This is a genomic window from Acidimicrobiales bacterium, assembly GCA_036491125.1.
Taxonomy (GTDB): domain Bacteria; phylum Actinomycetota; class Acidimicrobiia; order Acidimicrobiales; family AC-9; genus AC-9.
Genome location: DASXCO010000143.1, coordinates 1 through 17,232, shown reverse-complemented (window position 1 = coordinate 17,232; position 17,232 = coordinate 1). Strand labels below are relative to the sequence as shown.

Annotated in this window: 18 protein-coding genes and 1 tRNA gene; 4 read left to right on the top strand and 15 right to left on the bottom strand. The window is 71.9% G+C overall.

Features of this window, described 5'->3' with window-relative positions; genetic code table 11:
* The coding region (locus VGF64_11545; GenBank protein ID HEY1635384.1) for a radical SAM protein at positions 1–1,042 on the bottom strand (1,042 nt) is incomplete at its 3' end.
* Between the two features lie 135 nt (positions 1,043–1,177).
* On the opposite strand from VGF64_11545, the gene VGF64_11540 reads away from it, so the two are divergent.
* Entirely contained in the window at positions 1,178–2,005 is an 828-nt protein-coding gene (locus VGF64_11540; GenBank protein ID HEY1635383.1) for a prolipoprotein diacylglyceryl transferase family protein, read from the top strand.
* Positions 2,006–2,023: 18 nt separating this feature from the next.
* Here the strand turns inward: VGF64_11540 and VGF64_11535 are convergent, their stop codons facing one another.
* Positions 2,024–2,824 (bottom strand): TIGR03084 family metal-binding protein, encoded by an 801-nt coding sequence (locus VGF64_11535; GenBank protein ID HEY1635382.1) that lies wholly within the window; start codon positions 2,822–2,824, stop codon positions 2,024–2,026.
* Between the two features lie 65 nt (positions 2,825–2,889).
* Here VGF64_11535 and VGF64_11530 point away from each other — a divergent pair, with 65 nt between their 5' ends.
* Complete coding sequence (locus VGF64_11530) at positions 2,890–3,486, top strand: isochorismatase family protein (protein ID HEY1635381.1); 597 nt, start codon at positions 2,890–2,892, stop codon at positions 3,484–3,486.
* Between the two features lie 39 nt (positions 3,487–3,525).
* Here VGF64_11530 and VGF64_11525 read toward each other — a convergent pair.
* Positions 3,526–3,599 (bottom strand) — tRNA-Leu (locus VGF64_11525).
* A 50-nt stretch (positions 3,600–3,649) separates the two neighbouring features.
* Here VGF64_11525 and VGF64_11520 point away from each other — a divergent pair.
* On the top strand, positions 3,650–4,534 hold the full coding sequence (locus tag VGF64_11520; GenBank protein HEY1635380.1) for a lysophospholipid acyltransferase family protein: 885 nt from the start codon (positions 3,650–3,652) through the stop codon (positions 4,532–4,534).
* A 4-nt stretch (positions 4,535–4,538) separates the two neighbouring features.
* Positions 4,539–5,585 (top strand): NAD-dependent epimerase/dehydratase family protein, encoded by a 1,047-nt coding sequence (locus tag VGF64_11515; GenBank protein ID HEY1635379.1) that lies wholly within the window; start codon positions 4,539–4,541, stop codon positions 5,583–5,585.
* A 58-nt stretch (positions 5,586–5,643) separates the two neighbouring features.
* Here the strand turns inward: VGF64_11515 and VGF64_11510 are convergent, their stop codons facing one another.
* The 12 genes from VGF64_11510 to VGF64_11455 form a co-directional block, all read right to left on the bottom strand.
* The gene (locus tag VGF64_11510; GenBank protein HEY1635378.1) at positions 5,644–6,246 is read right to left on the bottom strand and encodes a GNAT family protein; all 603 of its coding nucleotides are present in this window, start codon (positions 6,244–6,246) and stop codon (positions 5,644–5,646) included.
* Between the two features lie 10 nt (positions 6,247–6,256).
* Positions 6,257–8,272, bottom strand: a complete 2,016-nt coding sequence (locus VGF64_11505; protein HEY1635377.1) for an AMP-binding protein — start codon at positions 8,270–8,272, stop codon at positions 6,257–6,259.
* A complete protein-coding gene (locus VGF64_11500) occupies positions 8,269–9,366 on the bottom strand; it encodes an alanine--glyoxylate aminotransferase family protein (protein HEY1635376.1) in 1,098 nt (365 codons plus the stop codon). The genes VGF64_11505 and VGF64_11500 overlap by 4 nt, the downstream gene beginning before the upstream one ends.
* Positions 9,367–9,398: 32 nt before the next feature.
* Positions 9,399–10,802: a DUF501 domain-containing protein gene (locus tag VGF64_11495; GenBank protein ID HEY1635375.1), complete on the bottom strand. Its 1,404-nt coding sequence runs from the start codon at positions 10,800–10,802 to the stop codon at positions 9,399–9,401.
* Positions 10,799–11,533: an SRPBCC family protein gene (locus VGF64_11490; GenBank protein HEY1635374.1), complete on the bottom strand. Its 735-nt coding sequence runs from the start codon at positions 11,531–11,533 to the stop codon at positions 10,799–10,801. The genes VGF64_11495 and VGF64_11490 overlap by 4 nt, the downstream gene beginning before the upstream one ends.
* Positions 11,524–12,084, bottom strand: a complete 561-nt coding sequence (locus tag VGF64_11485; GenBank protein ID HEY1635373.1) for a nucleotidyltransferase family protein — start codon at positions 12,082–12,084, stop codon at positions 11,524–11,526. The genes VGF64_11490 and VGF64_11485 overlap by 10 nt, the downstream gene beginning before the upstream one ends.
* 18 nt (positions 12,085–12,102) lie before the next feature.
* The gene (locus VGF64_11480; protein HEY1635372.1) at positions 12,103–13,425 is read right to left on the bottom strand and encodes a DUF1707 domain-containing protein; all 1,323 of its coding nucleotides are present in this window, start codon (positions 13,423–13,425) and stop codon (positions 12,103–12,105) included.
* Between the two features lie 4 nt (positions 13,426–13,429).
* Positions 13,430–14,410 carry an XdhC/CoxI family protein gene (locus VGF64_11475; protein HEY1635371.1) on the bottom strand — a complete coding sequence of 327 codons (981 nt, stop codon included), beginning with the start codon at positions 14,408–14,410 and terminating at the stop codon, positions 13,430–13,432.
* A complete protein-coding gene (locus VGF64_11470; protein ID HEY1635370.1) occupies positions 14,407–14,724 on the bottom strand; it encodes an XdhC family protein in 318 nt (105 codons plus the stop codon). The genes VGF64_11475 and VGF64_11470 overlap by 4 nt, the downstream gene beginning before the upstream one ends.
* Positions 14,721–15,842, bottom strand: a complete 1,122-nt coding sequence (locus VGF64_11465; protein ID HEY1635369.1) for a VWA domain-containing protein — start codon at positions 15,840–15,842, stop codon at positions 14,721–14,723. The genes VGF64_11470 and VGF64_11465 overlap by 4 nt, the downstream gene beginning before the upstream one ends.
* Positions 15,843–15,849: 7 nt before the next feature.
* Positions 15,850–16,773 carry a MoxR family ATPase gene (locus VGF64_11460; protein HEY1635368.1) on the bottom strand — a complete coding sequence of 308 codons (924 nt, stop codon included), beginning with the start codon at positions 16,771–16,773 and terminating at the stop codon, positions 15,850–15,852.
* Between the two features lie 29 nt (positions 16,774–16,802).
* Positions 16,803–17,232: FAD binding domain-containing protein (locus VGF64_11455; GenBank protein ID HEY1635367.1), on the bottom strand; the 430-nt coding region annotated here is incomplete at its 5' end.

Sequence of the window (17,232 nt, the reverse complement as noted above, 5' to 3'; positions counted from 1 at the left end):
TGGTGCGTCCTCCCGGGGCCAGCTCCCGCTCGGTGCTGGACGATCGGGTCGCACCGGCGCGGGAGCGACCACCCCGGCGGGTCAGGGCGGCGTCGACCAGGCGGGCCACCAGGGTGCTGAGCTGGCGCTGGTCGGCGCTCGGGAGATAGGCGCCCCGCTCGTAGCGCCGCAGGTAGGTGTCGACGAGGTCGGGATACGTCCGCTTCAACCAGGCCAGATAGTGCTGTCGCACACCGGCGCGCAGGTGCAGGGCGTTGGTCGACACCGACACGGCGCCAGCCTGCACGCAGGCATTCACCACCGCCTCGAGCTGGTCGGGGTGGTCGGAGAGGCCGGGCAGCACGGGGGCGATGAGCACCCCGCACGGCACGCCCGCCTCGTTGAGCCGGGACACGGCGGCAACCCGCTGCCGAGGGTGTGGGGTGCCCGGCTCGGTGGTGCGCCACACCGCGTCATCGAGGGTCCCGATGGACAGGTTCGTCCTGACGCTTGTCCTCCTCGCGCCCTCGACCAGGCGGTCGAGATCACCAAGCACCAGCGTCGACTTGGTGAGAATCGAGAACGGGTTGCCCGCCCCCACCAGCGCGTCCACGATCCCTCGCGTCAGTCGGTACTTGCCCTCGGCGCGCTGGTAGGGATCGGTGTTGGTGCCCATGGCGATCGGCTCACCGCGCCACCGCGGGTTCGCCAGCTCGGCCCGCACCCGCTCGACGGCGTTGACCTTGACGACGATCCGCCGGTCGAAGTCGTCCCCGATGTTCAGCCCCAGGTAGTCGTGGGTGGGACGAGCAAAACAGTAAGGGCAGCCGTGGCTGCATCCCCTGTAGGCGTTGATCGTGTAGTGGAAGGGCATGCGGGACTCGGCGGGGACCTCGTTGATCACCCGGCGGGCGTTCACGTGGAGGAACTCCAGGCCCTTGTACTCGCCCTTGCCCACGTGCCGGTCGAGCAACTCGTCGTCGCCGAAGAGCGCCGGCTGACCGCCGTCGTCCTCCGCCAGCCGCCAGCGCAGGCGCACGGGGACGGCGCGGTCATCGCTCACGACCGCATCCTAGTCGAACGTCTGTTCGGGAACCACCGGGCGACGATCGGCCGGGCACCGAGCACCACAGGTCCACCAGGCGGTGCATACTGAGAAGACCTGCTGGGGCGCGCCCCCGGAGCCCTGGAGAGCCGAGTGAAGCCAATCCCTGTCGACTTCCACATCGGAGCGCTCCAGATCCACACGTACGGGATCGGGCTGGCGCTCACCTTCTGGTTCTCCCTGCGGTACTTCGAGCACCGCCTACGCAAAAACGGCTACCCGTGGCGGTGGGCGACCGGGATCTTCCTGTGGATCGTGGTGTCCGCCATCGTCGGGGCCCGGTTGGTGCACGTGATCGCCAACGCCAGCTTCTACGTGAACAACCCCGGCGACATCCTCGCCATCTGGCACGGCGGGCTGTCGTCGTTCGGCGGGCTGCTCTTCGCCGTCCCGGTCGGTATCGTGCTGGCCCGGCGCCGCTGCCCCGAGCTGCCCACCAGCCGGGCCCTCGATCTCGTGGCGCCGGTGCTCGTGGCGGCATGGGGAGTTGGGCGCCTCCTCGGGCCCCAGCTGATGGTGAACGGCGGTGGCCATCCCACCAACGCCTGGTACGGGCTGGAGTACGCCGGCCAGGTGGGCAAGCGCATCCCGGTGCCGATCTTCCAATCACTCGAGTGCTTCGCCATTCTCGGGATCCTGCTGCTCCTGGAGCGCTGGACCCGAGGGCGACCGGTCGGACTGCTGGTGGCGTCGGCCGTCGCTCTGTGGTCGGTCACGCGGTTCACCGACGAGTACTTCTGGCTCGCAATTCCCCACCTGTGGGACGCCGTCGAGGTGGTTGCGTTGATCCTGAGCGCCGTTGGGTTCGTCGCCGTGGCTGTCTTGTGGCGACGGCGGAGCAGGAGCGACGAGGCGCGTCCCGAAGGCGCCGCGCCCGAGCCTGGACCCGGCGCCGGTGCCGAGGTGCCGGCCGCCACCTGATCGCCTGAGCGACCGCGTTCAGCTGGGCGGTGTGAACTGGCCTGCGCGTCGGCCGGGGCCCGGCGGGCCGGCGAAGGCCTGAGCGAGCCCCATCCACTCGCGAGCTCCCGGCCCGTCTGCGACGAGGTCGGTGTCGTCGAGGTGGCGTCGCTGGGTCACGACCAGGCAGAACCCGAGCGCGGACCCCCACACCGCGTCGACAGACCCCTCGCCATCCCAGGTCCAGCGCTGGCCCGACGGGGCCACCAGCTCCACCCTGACCGGCTCGGGAGGCGCGTCTCGGCCCCGCACCGAGTAGCTGAACGGACGCGACCGAACCCCGATGTGGGCGACGTGGCGCAGGCGGCCCGTCGGAGACCGGACGACTCCAACCCCGTCGGCCACGTCCTGGCCGTGGGCCCACGCCTCCATGAGCCGGGCGCTGACGAACGACGCCAGGCTCATGGGCGGCCCGTACCAGGGAACCCGCACGCCGGGATCGGCACCGGCCACAGCAGCCAGCAGGTCCTGACGTCCGCGTCGCCACGTCTCGAGCAGCTCCGGACCGGACAGAGCGCGAGCCCGGTCGAGGTGGTGCGCAGTGAAGTCGTCGCCCTGGGCCAGCGCGGCCTCCACGTGGGCGCGGAAGTGATCCGGGGCGGTGAGCGCCGTGATGGCGGCAGCATCGAAGTAGGCGAGGTGGCCGATCTGGTCCCCCACGTTCCAGCCCTCGGCCGGCGTCGGACGGCTCAGGTCCCGATTGTCGAGGCTCCCGACGAGCGAGTCGAGGTCCTCCTGCTCGGCGGCCAGGTCGGCCCGGATGTCGTCGATGCTGGCCATGGCGAGCAGACCGTATCCTCGCTCTAGAGTCCTGACCAGGAACAGGCCGTGAGGAGGTGGCCACGATGTCCAGGTCGACAGCCCTCATCGTGACCGACGTGCAGAGGGACTTCTGCCCCGGGGGCTCGCTGGGGGTCGAAGGAGGCGACGAGGTCGCCCGCCACATCACGGCGTGGGTCCGCGAGCACCGGGACCTCTACGCCGCCGTGGTCGCCACCAGGGACGAGCACGAGGCCCCGTGGCACCACTTCACCGATCAGCCCGACTACCTCAACACCTGGCCACCCCACTGCGTGGTCGGAACGCCAGGAGCCGAGCTCCACCCTGACCTGCATTGCGACCCCGACGCCATCTTCGCCAAAGGCCGCTTCCGGGCGGCCTACTCGGGCTTCGAGGGCACCGACCCCGATGGGACCTATCTGGAGACCTGGCTGCGCGGCCGGGCGATCGACGACGTGCAGGTCGTGGGCCTGACCAGCGACTACTGCGTGGCCGCCACGGCGTGGGACGCCGTCCACGCCGGCTTTCGGACGACTGTGCTGGAGGATCTCTGCGCCGGCGTCTCGCCCGGCACCACGGCGACGGTCCGGACCGAGCTGGCGGCTGCCGAAGTGGCCTTCAGCGACCGCGACAGCATCGTCGGGATGAGGCGACCGGCGTGAGCAACCGGAGCACCATGCGGGCTCAAGGGTGTCCGGCAGTGGGGACGGAGGGAGTCGAACCCTCACTACGGGCGTTTTAAGCGCCCCGCCTCTGCCGGTTGGGCTACGTCCCCGTCAGCCTCGCCCTCACGATAGGCCCGTCCGGGCGACCTAACATGACTCCGTGGCCGCTGGTGACAGGTTCGTCGAGGCACCGAGACCTGCGGCACTGGTCCCGCTGCGCCCCCGGGAGGCCGACGGCGAGACGCCGCTCGACGATCCCCGGCTGTCCGACGTCGACGAGTGGGGCCGCTCGGAGCACATGCGGGCCATCGCCCGGCAGATCTACGGACCGCTCTACCGCCAGTGGTTCCGGGTGGAGTGGGAGGGGCTGGAGAAGGTCCCTGCCAGTGGCGGTGCGCTCCTGGTCGCCAACCACGCCGCCGCCATCCCGTCCGACGCACCGGTGATCATGCACGGCATCGAGGAGGAGTTGGGACGGCCCGTCTACGGCCTCGCCGACCACATCTTCAAGACCTTCCCGGTCATCGGCACCATGTGGTCCCGGTTGGGGGGTGTCGCCGCCCACCCCGAGAACGCCTTCCGGCTGCTGCGGGACCAGCGCCAGCTGGTGCTCGTCTTCCCCGAGGGCACCAAGGGTCCGGGCAAGCTCTACCAGGACCGGTACCGCCTGCGCCGTTTCGGACGAGGTGGGTTCGTCGAGATGGCCATGCGCGCCGGCGTGCCCATCGTGCCCATCGCAGTGGTGGGGGCCGAGGAGTCGATGCCGACCGTCGCCAAGGTCCCCGCCCTCGCCCGGCTGCTCGGAGTGCCCTACGTCCCGATCACCGCCAACCATCTGGCGCTGGGGCCTGTCCTCGGGACCGTCGCCTACTTCCCGGCCAAGTTCAAGCTCCGCGTGCTCGATCCGGTCACCTTCCAGGTCCCGCCCGAGCAGGAGCGCTACTCGAAGAGCCGGGTCATGGACGAGGCCGAGTCCATCAGGCTCAAGCTCCAGGACAACCTCTACGACATGCTGCGGACCCGGCGCAGCGTCTGGTTCGGCTGACCGGGTGGGCCGCCGTGTCCTGATCACAGGACTCGGGACGTTCTGGGGTGGGCGCATGGCGCAGGCCCTCGAGCAGGATCCCGACGTGGAGATGATCGTCGGCCTCGACACCGTGACGCCGACGGTCGCCCTCGAGCGAACCGAGTACGTGCGGGCGGACCAGAGCTACTCGATCCTCTCACGCATCGTGCGCGCCGCCCAGGTCGATACGATCGTCCACACCTTCCTCGTCGTGGACTCGACCCGCATGAGCGGGCGGGCGCTGCACGAGACGAACGTCATCGGGACGATGAACCTGCTGGCCGCGGCCAGCGCGGCTGGCGCCCCAGTCCGTCAGATCGTCGTGAAGTCGTCCGCCCTGGTGTACGGGTCCTCGTTCCAGGATCCAGTGTGGTTCCGGGAGGAGACTCCTCGCTCCGGGCCGCCGAATACCAGGATCGAGTCGTCTCTGCTCGAGGCGGAGGGCTACCTGCGCGACTTCGCCGAGGACAACCCCCACGTGGTTGTGAGCCTGCTGCGTTTCGCCAACGTGCTCGGGACCGAGATCGTGACGGCGACGAGCCAGGCCCTGGAGCGCCAGACGGCGCCCTACATCTTCGGCTTCGACCCTCTGCTCCAGTTCGTCGAGGAGGGTGACGTCGTCCGCTGCCTCGAGTTCGTCACCAGGCACGGCGTAGCCGGCATCTACAACGTCGCGGGAGACGGCCGACTGCCATGGAGCGAGGTTGCGAACATCTGCGGCGCCCGCCTGCTGCCCCTGCCTCCGGTGCTCACGAACGTCGCCGCCGCCCCCCTCAGGGAGCTGGGCCTGCTCGACCTGCCCTCCGAGCTGCTCAGCCTGCTTCGTTTCGGGCGGGGCATCGACAACCGTCGGCTCAAGGAGGCGGGGTTCACGTACCGGTACACGTCGGCGGGCGCCGTCGAGAACTTCGCCCGGGCCCGTCGATTGCGTCGCGTCGTCGGCGAGGCGCCTCCCGAGTACACCTACGAGCGCGACGTCGAGGCGTTCTTCCGTCACTCGCCCGCAGTCGTCCGCCAGCCCGAGGCGTAAGACAGCAGGCGGCGGAGATGGGCCTCCGCCCGGGGCGGCGAAGCCGCCGGGGCGCGACTCAGATCCAGGCGCCCAGGTAGCGGTCGCGCCACTCGGCCCACTCCTCGCGGGTGATGGCGTAACGGATGTGGTCCTCCCAGCGGCCGTCGATCTGGAGGTAGCGCACCGCCACCCCTTCGTTGCGAAGGCCGAGCTTTTCCACCACCCGCCGGCTCGCGTGGTTGCGGGGAATGATGGAGACCTGCACACGGTGCAGGTCGAGGTCCTCGAACGCGAAGCGGAGCACCACCACCAGGGCCTCCGGCGCGTAGCCCCGGCCGGCGAGGGCCTTGTCGACCCAGTAGCCGACGTAGGCGTTCTGGAAGGGGCCCCGCTGGATCGACGACAGATTGATCTCCCCGCCGAGGCGACCCTCGACGAAGATGCCGAACCCGTAGCCGCTTCCGAGCTGGCGCTCCCGTTCACGGCCACCGCACCGGGCAGCGAAGGCGCGCCGGTCCTCGACCGCGTCCGAGGAGCCCATGGGCGGACGGGGCTCCCACGGGACCAGCCAGTCGCGACAGCGGCGGCGGACCTCCTGCCACTGCGGGAAGTCGCCCTCGGCCAACGGCCGCAGCAGCACCCGACGCCCGGTCAGCTCGAGGGTGGAAGCCCGGATCACCGGCCGCTGCTCATCGGGCCTCCCGCACGGCGTCCACCGCGGCCGGGTCCTCGAGGGCCGACAGGTCGCCGGGATCGGCGCCGGTCGCCGCCGAGCGCACGGCTCGCCGCAGCACCTTGGCGTTGCGCGTCTTGGGGAGAGCGGTGGCGAAGCGGACGCTCGAGGGCCGGAACGACCGTCCCAACTGGTCGGCCACCAGCGCCGTCAGCTCGCCCCGCAGCTCCTCGCCGGGCTGCCAGCCGGGACCGAGCACGACGAACGTCCAGAGCGCCTCCCCTTTGACGGCGTCGGGGATCCCGACGGCGGCGGCCTCGAGCACGCCGGGGTGCGAGACGAGCACCGACTCGACCTCCGCCGGCCCGAGGCGCTTGCCCGCCAGCTTGATCGTGTCGTCGCTGCGGCCGTGCAGGAACCACTCGCCATCTTCGTCGATCGACGCCCAGTCGCCGTGGGTCCACACTCCCGGCCACCGGGACCAGTAGGTGTCGAGATAGCGCGCCGGGTCGCGGAACAGGCCCCTGGTCATCCCCGGCCACGGCTTGGTGCACACGAGCTCGCCGACGGCATTGCGCAGCGACCGGCCCTGGTCGTCGAAGACGTCGACCGCCATCCCGAGCGACGGACCTCCGAGCGAAAGGGGCTTGAGGGGCGCGACCGGATGGGGCGAGAGGAAGCAGGCGCCGACCTCGGTTCCACCCGAGATGTTGATCACCGGACAACGCCCGCCGCCGACGACCTGGAAATACCACCACCACGGGTCCTCGTTCCAGGGCTCGCCGGTCGAGCCGAGGATGCGCAATGCCGACAGGTCGTGGGCCGTCACGGGATCGTCCCCATGAGCCATCAGAGCCCGTACGAGGGTGGGACTCACCCCGCAGATGCTCACCTTGTGCCGCTCGAGCACCGCCCACAGCCGGTCGGGACCCGGGTAGTCGGGGACGCCCTCGTAGAGCAGCAGTGTGGCGCCCAGGGCCAGCCCGCCGAACACCTCCCAGGGCCCCATGATCCATCCGACGTCGGTGAACCAGAAGAGGACGTCGTCGCGGCGGCAGTCGAACTGGAACGCCACCTCCTCGGCCACCTTCACCCCGAAACCGCCGTGCACGTGCACCGACCCCTTCGGTCGACCGGTGGTGCCAGAGGTGTAGCCGATGAACAGCGGGTGCTCCGAGTCGAGAGGGCGGGACGAGACGGCTTCGCCCGGGCCCGGCCACGGCGCCCACTTGCGCCCGTCGCCGGCAGCGAGGTCGAGGCCTCCGGTGCCGATCCGCTCCACGACGACGACCGTGCGAACCGAGGGGACGGCGGCGACCGACTCCCGGGCCACGTCCAGCATCGGCACGATCGCCCCCCGGCGGCGAAAGCCGTCGGCGGTCACGAGGGCCACGGCGCCGGCGTCCGACAGCCGGTTGCTGACCGCCACCGGGGCGTAGCCGCTGAACAGCGGGAGGAAGACGGCCCCCAGCTTGGCCACCGCCATCAGGGTGGCCACGGTCTCGGGCACCATGGGCATGAAGATGCCGACGGCGTCGCCCTCCCCGACCCCGCGCTCGGCCAGCATCCGGGCCAGCCCGTCGGCCTGAGCCCGGAGCTCGCCGTAGGTCCACCGGCGGACCTCGCCGTCCTCACCCTCCCAGACCACCGCCGTCCGGGCAGGCTCGGCGGCAGCGTGGCGGTCCACGCACACGTCGGCCAGGTTGAGCTGACCACCGACGAACCACTTGGCCCAGGGGGCTCCCTGCTCGACGTTCAGCACCTCCCGCCAGGGCTCGACGAACGGGATGCGGAGGAAGTCCACCACGGCGGCCCAGAACCACGCGGGGTCGTCGATCGAGCGAGCGACGAGGTCCTCGAACCGCGACAGTCCGTGGCGGGCCATGAACCGCCCCACATTGGTGGCCGCCGCCTGATCGGGATCGGGCCGCCACGCCTCGGTCGCCGGAGCGCCCGAGTCTTGTCGTCCGGGGCGGCCTCCCTGGCCGGCCTCGAGCGCGGCCGCCATGCGCCCAGCGGACGCGCCGCTCACCGGCCCAGCACCTCGCCGAGGGCCCCGAGCAGCAGGGTGACGTTGCGGGGGCGGGCGGTGTGCCCCATGCACCCGATGCGCCAGGCCCGGCCGGCGTGGGGCCCGAGACCGCCGCCGATCTCGATCCCGTAACGGTCGAGCAGCCGAGCGCGCACCGCCGACTCGGTCACTCCCCGGGGCAGCACGGCCTCGGGGACCCACACCGTGGTCAGCTCGGGCAGGCGGTGTCCCTCCTGGGCCAGGAGCGCGAAGCCCAGCTTCTCGAGCCCCTCCTGGAGCTGACGGCCACACTCGCCGTGGCGGGCCCACGACGCCTCCAGCCCCTCCTCGAGCAGCACCCCGAGGCCAGCGTGGAGGGCCTGGATCATCGGGACGGGCACGGTGTGGTGATACCTGCGACCGCTCCCGGCCTCCATGTAGTCGGCGAGCATGCCCAGGTCGAGGTACCACGACCGGGGCCGACGGAGCAGGCGCATCCGCGCCCGCTCGCTGACGGTGAGCGGCGCCAGCCCGGGCGGCACGCCCAGGCACTTCTGCGTGCCGCTGTAGGCGACGTCCACGCCCCAGGCGTCGACGTCGACGGGGATGCCGCCGAGGGAGGTCACGCAGTCGACCAGGAGGAGCGCGTCGCCCTTGGCCGGCCCCAGCGGCTCGACGTCGTTGCGGACCCCGGTTGACGTCTCGGCGTGCACCACGGCGATGATCCTGGGCGATGGGTGTGCGGCCACGAGGCGGGCGGGATCGATGGACTCTCCCCACGTCGCTTCGACGCGGGTGACATCGGCCCCGCAACGGCCTGCCACGTCGCACATGCGCTCTCCGAACAGGCCGTTCACGCCTATGACGACGGGATCGCCAGGTTCGACCAGGTTGACGAACGCCGCCTCCATGCCCGCCGAGCCCGTGCCGCTGATCGGCAGCGTCAACCCATTGGCCGTACGAAAGACCGCCCGCAGCCGATCGCACGTCTCGTCCAGTACGGCGAGAAACTCGGGATCGAGGTGACCGAGCAGCGGTCGACCCAGCGCCGCAGTCACCTCGGGATAGGGGTTCGAGGGCCCCGGACCCATGAGGACGCGCTCGGAGAGGGGCATCCCCGGCACTCTAGTGACGACGGCCGGCGTCCTCAGGGCCCGAGCTGGCTCATCACCAGACCGTCGAGGATGTCCGACTCCGATACCAGGCACGACTCGAAGGCCAACTGGCGCATCAGCGTCGCCAGGACGACCGTCCCGCCGACGATCACGTCGGCCCTCGCCTCCTCCAACCCGGGACGGCGCAGTCGATCGTCCCTGCGTTCGCCCGCGAGCGCGTCGAGGAGCGCCTCGACGCGCGGTCGAGCCAGGACCGAGTGATGAATGCGCTCGCGGCTGTAGCGGACGAGGCCCTGGTCGATGGCGGAGAGGGTCGCGACCGTGCCCGCCAGGCCGACCAGCCGGTCGGTCCTGATGATCGCCGGTTCCGCGGCGACGGCGGCGTCGAGACCGGCGCGAACTGCGTCGGCCGCATCCGCCAGCTCATCTGGCAACGGAGGGTCGTGGTGCAGGAAGCGCTCAGTGATGCGGACGCAACCGACGTCCACGGACGCCACCGCCACCGAAGGGGTGACATCAGCGCCGTTGCCGCTCGCGTCGCCGGGACCCGGGAGTGGCGCGGTGACGAGCTCCGTCGAGCCGCCACCGATGTCGACCACGAGATAGGGACCGTCGCGGGGATCGAGCTCGGCGGTGGCACCACAGAACGACAGCCGCCCTTCCGCCTCGCCGGAGAGGAGCTCCAACGGTACGCCGAGCGCTTCCTCGGCCTGGGCGAACAGCTGGTCGCGGTTGGCGGCGTCCCGAGCGGCCGAGGTCGCTGTGGCCCGCGCCCCGACGACGCCGTGGCGTTCCATGAGGTCCCGGTACTCGCCGAGGACAGCCACGGTCCGGTCGATCGCCCGAGGAGCGAGGTGGCCGGCGGCGTCGACGCCTTCCCCGAGCCGGGTGATGCGCATGAGCCGCTCGAGCGGGCGGCCGTCGGCATCGGCCACCAGCAGTCGGGTCGAGTTCGTGCCGCAGTCGATCGCGGCCACGGGGCCCGCACTGGATGGGGCGAGATCCAGCCGGGCGGCGACCCAGCGCCCCACCGGGTCATCGCCCCCGGAGAGGTACCACGCCAGGTGGGCGTGCAGGCACTTCACGCCCTGTCGGGTCCCCCCGACGCCACCGGCGGGTCGCGGTCCGTGGTGGTCAGTGGGGACCGCCGCGTCGCGCTCGGTCGCGTACCGGGCGTGGGCCGCCGCCAGCTCGCTGGGATCCACCGCCGCCTCCGCCGCCTTCACCCCACCGGCGGCCTCGAGGCGGTCCACCGATGCCCGTAGGGCGGGGTCCAAGAGCCACCATCGGGTGGGCATCGGAGTCCCATCGTCGAGGAGCGGCTCGTTGCGGATGACCGTGGGCTTGCCCCGCCGGTTGCGCAGGACCACCTCGAAACGACCCTGGGGCAGGCGGCCGAGGAGGACGGCCACGTCCTCCCGGTCGTCGGGGTTCATCGCCGTCGGCGCCGGCGCAGCACGATCACCAGGATGGCCAGGATGGCCACGACGCCCGCTGGCCCGGCGCGACGGGCCACCGATCCTCCCGCGACGCCGATGAGGTCGACGGGCTCGGCCGGCGCGCCCTCGGTACGGCGGACGGTCGGTTGCCCGGCGCCGTCGGTGCCCGGGGTGGCGGGGACACCGTTTGTGATCGGGCCGGCAGCAGCTTCTTCGTCCCCCCCACCCACCAGTCCGGGTGTCTCGACGGGAGCGGCAGCGGGCGACTCGTCCGCAGCTTCCACCCGGCCCAGGACGGTCGTCTCGAGGCAGTCGACGAACTGACCGAGCAGCTTGGTGCTGACGTCGGCCAGCACGCCCCGGCCGAACTGGGCGACCCGCCCCGTCACGGCGAGGTCGGTGACGATGGCGACCCGGGTGCCGCCGGGGTCGGGATGGAGCGAGGCGCTGATCGTGGCGCTGGCGTTGCCCTGGCCCCTGGTCTCACGGCCGTCGGCCCGCAGCACGGCCCGCAGCCCGGGAACGTCGCGTTCGACGAAGCTGGCCCGGCCCTTGTACTGCGCCGTGATCGGCCCGACCTTCACCTTGACCACGCCCCGGTACTCGTCCCCCTCCACCTCCTGGAGCTCGGCGCCGGGCATGCAGGGTGCGATCCGCTCCACGTCGGTCAGGAGGGCCCAGGCCTGCTCGGTCGGGACACCTACGGTGAACTCGTTTGTCAGCTCCACAGTCTCAGATCCTCCACCGTGTCGACGTCGGCTGGATCCCCCGGGCACGCTACCTCGGACACCAGTGCGGGCTGACTGCCCATCACGGCCCGCGCGCCCTCGTCGCCCGTGACCGGGACGAGTGGCCACACGGCGCGGTCGAGCTTGACCGGGTTGCGGCGCCGTCCGGAGTAGGTCGCCACGACGATCGGGGTGCTGGTGGATGCGGCCACGGTCCGCCAGGCTTCGGCGGAGACAAGTGGCTGGTCCCCCAGGCCGACCACCGCGGCCCGGTGGTCCTGGCGCTCGCACCAGTCGAGCCCGACCCGCAGGGAGGTGGCCAGGCCCGAGGACCACCCTTCGTTGTGGAGCAGCGTGACGTCGACGGGCACCACGGCAGAGAGGTCCACCGCCCCGCTCACCACCACCGTCTCGTCGAGCTCGGCACCCAGGGCGGCATCGACCGCCCACGACACGAGGGGCCGGTCTCGAAACGGCGCCAGCAGCTTGCTCGTCCGTCCCGCGAAGCGACTGCCGCCGCCCGCGGCCAGAACCACGGCCGCCGTGGTCACGGTCCGGCTACCGACCGCTCAGAACGACCAGGCCACGGGGTAGAGCACCTGGGCCGCGGCGATGCCCTTGAGCTCGGCCCGTCGGGGCTCCCCGAAGGAGAACTCGCCCGAGCTGGCCGCCAGCTCGTGGATCAGGCTGGAGACGAGGATCTCGCCGGCCCGGGCCTGGGCGGTGATGCGGCTGGCCACGATGACGGTCCGGCCCAGGAAGTCGTCGCCCTGGCGCACCGCCTCGCCGGTGTGCAGCCCCAGGTGGACGTCGATGGACTCGTCCGGAACCGTGGTGTTGCGCTCGGCGAACGCCTGCTGGATGGCGACGGCGCAGCGCAGCGCCTTCCCGGCGCCCGCGAAGGCGACCATGAAGCCGTCGCCCTGAGCCTTGACCTCGTAGCCGCCGTGGGCCGCGACCTGGCTGCGCACGATCTTGTTGTGGGTGGCCAGCAGCTCGCCGGCCCTCAGATCGCCCAGCCGCTCGGTCATGGGCGTGTACCCGGCGATGTCACTGAACAGGATCGTCACCGTGCCGTCGGGAGCGGTAGGGAGCTCCTCGGGCGCCTCGACCGGATCGGGCTCCTCGAAGTCGGGTTCCACGTCGTCACGCCGCTCCGACCAGCGAGGGCCGTGGGCTTCCCGACGAGCATGCCGTCGTGCCTGGTCGGCTTCCCACCGAGCTTTCCTCCGCGCCTGGTGTGACAAGGCCCGCGCATCGGTGGCGGCACCGAGCGCGCCCGCGACATCGCCACCCTCGATCAGGCCCCGGACCTTCTCCTTGAGGCCCTTGTTGCGCACCGTGACCCCGCCCATGATCGGGAATGCCCTGACCCTCACTCGCGGGGCGCCCGGAGTCGGGGGGACGTCGCGGACCTTGAGGTCCTTGCCACCCATGAACGGGATGCCGCTCAGGTCCACCTCGATGCCCTCGGGGACGACGATGTCGATCCCGCCCATGAACGCGACGGCGGTGATCACGATCTCCTCGCCGTCGATCTCGGCCTGGCGCAGGTCCAACTCGCAGCCGCCCATGATCGCCACCGCCTTGGTATGAGGCTGGGGACGCCAGCGACCCGTGCGACGGGAGCCGCTCATGATGGAGACCGTCCACCCCTTGGCCTTCCGCCGCGCCGTCTCCGGCACCGGCGCCTGCACCGTCGGCAGGTCGGCCATCACCTGTTCGAGGTCCGCCTGCGTGCGGGCGCCAAAGGCGAGCCCGACCCGCTCGGAGAACTCGTCGAGGGTGAGACGCCCCTCGGCGGTGTGGCGCCGTAGTAGGTCGACGGCCTGATTGCGGTCGCCGTCGGAGACGCGCACGACCGGATGCTCCTCGGGTGGTGGCTTCTCCATGGCGTCAGTCTGTCCCAGTCCGGGCCTGGACACGAGCGGTGGCGGCCCCATCGTCGGGGCCGGCCTCCCCAGCCGGGCGTTCCGTCGGGCCGGCCTCCCCAGCCGGGCGTTCTGTTGGGCCGGCCTCCCGGGCCGGCCGTTCTGTTGGGCCGCCCTCCCGGGCCGGCCGTGGATGGATGGGGCCCTCGGCGTCGCGTAGCGACGGCGCCTGGCGCCCGGTTCGCTGGCCGATGATCTCGGCGGCCACCGAGATGGCCGTCTCCTCAGGTGTGCGGGCGCCGATGTCGAGACCGATGGGGCTCATCACCCGGGCCAGGTCCTCCTCGGCGGCGCCCGCCTCCCGGAGCCGCTCGACGCGCTCGGCGTGCGTGCGCCTCGAGCCCATGGCACCGACGTAGCCGGCGCCGGTGGCCAGAGCAGCCATGAGGGCGGGGACGTCGAACTTGGGGTCGTGAGTGAGCACGCACACTGCGTCGCGCGGACCCAAGCTCTGCCCGACCTTGGCCAGGTGGCGGTCGGGCCAGTCCACCACGACCTCGTCCGCCATCGGGAAGCGGGCCTGGGTGGCGAAGACGGCGCGGGCGTCGCACACCGTGACCCGGTAGCCGAGCAGCTTCGCCACTCTGGCCAGGGCGGCGGTGAAGTCCACGGCGCCGAAGATCACCATGCTCGGGGGCGGCGCGAACGCCTCCACGAAGATGCCGACCTCACGCTGTCGGGCCTCGCCGTGGCGACCGTAGTGACGGGTGGACGTGCGCGCCGCCGCGAGGGCGCCGAGGACATCCCGAGCGACGACCCGATCCAGGGCCTCGTCTCCCAGCGAGCCGAGTGGTGGCACGTCGGGGCGCACGAGCAGCTTGGCGCCCAGCGCCAGGTCAGGACCCTCGCTCCCGTCCGTGCCCTCCTCCGCCACCTCGACGATGGTCGCCAACGCCACCGGCTCCTCGGCCAGCAGCGCGTCACGAAGGGTCTCGTAGAGGGTCACCAGTCGAGCGGCTCCACCATCACGTGGATCGTGCCGCCGCAGGTGAGGCCCACTGCGAAGGCCTCGTCGTCGGAGTAGCCGAACGTGCACACCCGGGGACTGCCGTCGCCTCCGAGCACCTCGAGGGCCTCGGTCACCACGGCACCCTCGACGCACCCGCCCGACACCGAGCCGGCCACCTCACCGTCCTCGCTCACGGCCATGGCCGCACCCGGCCCCCGGGGGCCCGACCCCTCCACCCCCACGACGCGGGCCAGCGCCACCCGTCGTCCCGAGCTCCGCCACTGCTCGATGTCGCCGAGGACTTCTCTCATCGCGCCACCACCTCCACCAGTGTCTCCAGCGAAGCCACCGAATGGCCTTCTACGAAATCGTCAACGTACGGCAACGCAGCGGCCATGCCCCGGGCCAGCGGGGCGTACCCCGGTGAAGCCTTCAGCGGGTTGACCCAGACGACGCGGTGCGCGACCCGGCGCAGCCGGGCCATCTCGCCGGCGAGGACCGCCGGATCTCCCCGGTCCCACCCGTCCGAGAGGATCACCACCACGGCTCCCCGGGCGATGCCCCGGACACCCCACCGGTCGTTGAACGCCCGCAGGTCGGCGCCGAGCCGGGTACCCCCCGACCAGTCGACCACCGCTGCCGCCGCGTCACGCAGGGCGGCATCCGGATCGCGTGCCGACAGCTGGCGGGTCAGGCGGGTCAGCCGGGTGCCCATGGCGAACGCCTCGACCCGCGACCCGCCGGCGACGACAGCGTGCAGGAACCGCAGCAGGGCCCGGGCGTAGGGCTCCATCGAGCCGCTCACGTCGCACAGCAGGACCACACGCCGGGGCCGTCGCCCGGGCTCGAGGTACGCCCGGCGCACGGGCTCGCCACCTGCCCGTAGCGCACCGCGCACGGTCCCGCGCAGATCGGGTCGCCCGCGGGGCCGGCGGGCGGGCTCGAGCCGGCGGGAGCGGCGGAGTGCGGCGCGCAGCCGAATGTCGGAGATCAATCGGCGGGCCTCGGCCAGCTCAGCGGGCGAGCAGGCAGCGAAGTCCTTGTGGCGCAGGACCTCGGTGGGGCTGTACCGCACGGTCAGGGTCGGCGCCGACGGTGCGGTGGCCGCCTCCGGCGGCGCCGGCGAGTCCTCCGCGGCATCGTCGGTCACGACTGTCAGGGGAACGACCTCCGAGTGCGCTGTCGGCGCGCTCCCTTCGCCCAACCAGAAGGCGGCAAAGGCCCGGTCGAACACCGACACGTCCTCGGGGCGGGTGACGAGCGTCGCCCGCCCCGCCCAGTAGACCGGGCGCTGTGCTCCCACACCCACTGCGCCGAGAGCCTGGGCGAAGCTGACCACCGATCCGACCGGCACGTCGAGGCCCGCTCCCCGCAGGACATGGGCGAAGGCGACCGCGATGCGGTCGCCTTCGATGTGGGCCGTCGCCATCGCCTCGTCACGCCCCCCGGGTGACGGCGGCCTGCACCAGGTCGGCCATTCCCGCCGAGCGGACCCGCTCGGCGTCCTCCCGGTACTTGAGCACGCTGCCCAGCGTGAGGGATACGGCGGCCTCGTCGAGCTTCGACCGACCGAGGGCGGCGAGCGCCTGAGCCCAGTCGATGGTCTCAGCGACGCCCGGCGGCTTGTACAGCCCCATCTCGCGCAGCTGCTCGACGGCGGCCGCGACCTGCGCGGCCAACGCTTCGGCCACCCCTGGTGCCCGAAGCCTGACGATGGCGACCTCGCGCTCGAAGTCGGGATGCTCGACCCAGTGGTACAGACAACGGCGCTTGAGCGCGTCGTGCACGTCACGGGTCCGGTTCGACGTGATGACCACGACCGGGGGCGTCTCGGCCCGGAACGTGCCCAGCTCGGGCACCGTCACGGCATAGTCCGACAGGATCTCCAGCAGGAACGCCTCGAACTCGTCGTCGGCCCGGTCGATCTCGTCGATGAGCAGCACGGGAGCCGGTCGATCGGCGCCGCCCGGTCGAGCGCCGGTCGGGGCGATGGCCTGGAGCAGCGGCCTGGGGACCAGGAAGCGCTCCGAGTACAGCTCGTCCTCCAGATCCGGTCCGGGGGGCTCGCCTCCGGCCGCCCCCCGCACCTCGGCCGTGCGCAGGTGCAGGAGCTGGCGCGAGTAGTCCCACTCGTACACCGCCTGGGCCACGTCGATCCCCTCGTAGCACTGGAGCCTGACCAGCTCCCCGCCGGTCCAGCGCGAGAGGACCTTGGCGACCTCCGTCTTGCCCACCCCAGCCTCGCCTTCGAGCAGCAGGGGCCGGCGGAGGACGACGGCCAGGTACACGGCCGTGGCCAGGCCCTCGTCGGCCAGGTACTCATGGGCGGCCAGCGCCGCCCTCACACCGTCAGGATCCATACCCCGCAATTCTCCCACCGACCGGCGACTCAGCCGGCGGCCTCCTCGAGGGCCCGGCGGACGAGCACGGTGGCCAGGTGGCGACGAAAGTCGGGGCTGGCGTTGAGATCGCCCGACGGCTCCGTCCCCTCGGCGGCGACCGCAGCGGCGTCGCCGATGCTCGCGCCCGACGCCAGAGCCGCCTCCGTGGCCGAGGCCCGCAGCGGGGTCGACCCCATGTTGACCAGGGCCACGCCCGTGGTCCCGTTGCGAACGGCCGCGGCGCCCACGATGGCCCAGTCCTGGGCCCGGCGGTTGAACTTCTGGTACGACCAGCCGGCGCTGGCCTTGGGAACCCGGATCTCGGTGAGCAGCTCGTCGGGGCCGAGCGCCGTCTGCAGGAAGCCCTCGAAGAACGACTGGGCCGGGATCGTCCGATCGCCCCCCGGACCCCGAGCCACCAGCGTGCCCCCCAGGGCC

Coding starts and splice junctions, on each gene's coding strand:
- VGF64_11535 (HEY1635382.1), bottom strand. CDS start 2,824: ATGGCCAGCATCGACGACATCCGGGCCGACCTGGCCGCCGAGCAGGAG.
- VGF64_11530 (HEY1635381.1), top strand. CDS start 2,890: ATGTCCAGGTCGACAGCCCTCATCGTGACCGACGTGCAGAGGGACTTC.
- VGF64_11500 (HEY1635376.1), bottom strand. CDS start 9,366: ATGCCCCTCTCCGAGCGCGTCCTCATGGGTCCGGGGCCCTCGAACCCC.
- VGF64_11495 (HEY1635375.1), bottom strand. CDS start 10,802: ATGAACCCCGACGACCGGGAGGACGTGGCCGTCCTCCTCGGCCGCCTG.
- VGF64_11480 (HEY1635372.1), bottom strand. CDS start 13,425: ATGGAGAAGCCACCACCCGAGGAGCATCCGGTCGTGCGCGTCTCCGAC.
- VGF64_11470 (HEY1635370.1), bottom strand. CDS start 14,724: ATGAGAGAAGTCCTCGGCGACATCGAGCAGTGGCGGAGCTCGGGACGA.
- VGF64_11465 (HEY1635369.1), bottom strand. CDS start 15,842: ATGGCGACGGCCCACATCGAAGGCGACCGCATCGCGGTCGCCTTCGCC.
- VGF64_11460 (HEY1635368.1), bottom strand. CDS start 16,773: ATGGATCCTGACGGTGTGAGGGCGGCGCTGGCCGCCCATGAGTACCTG.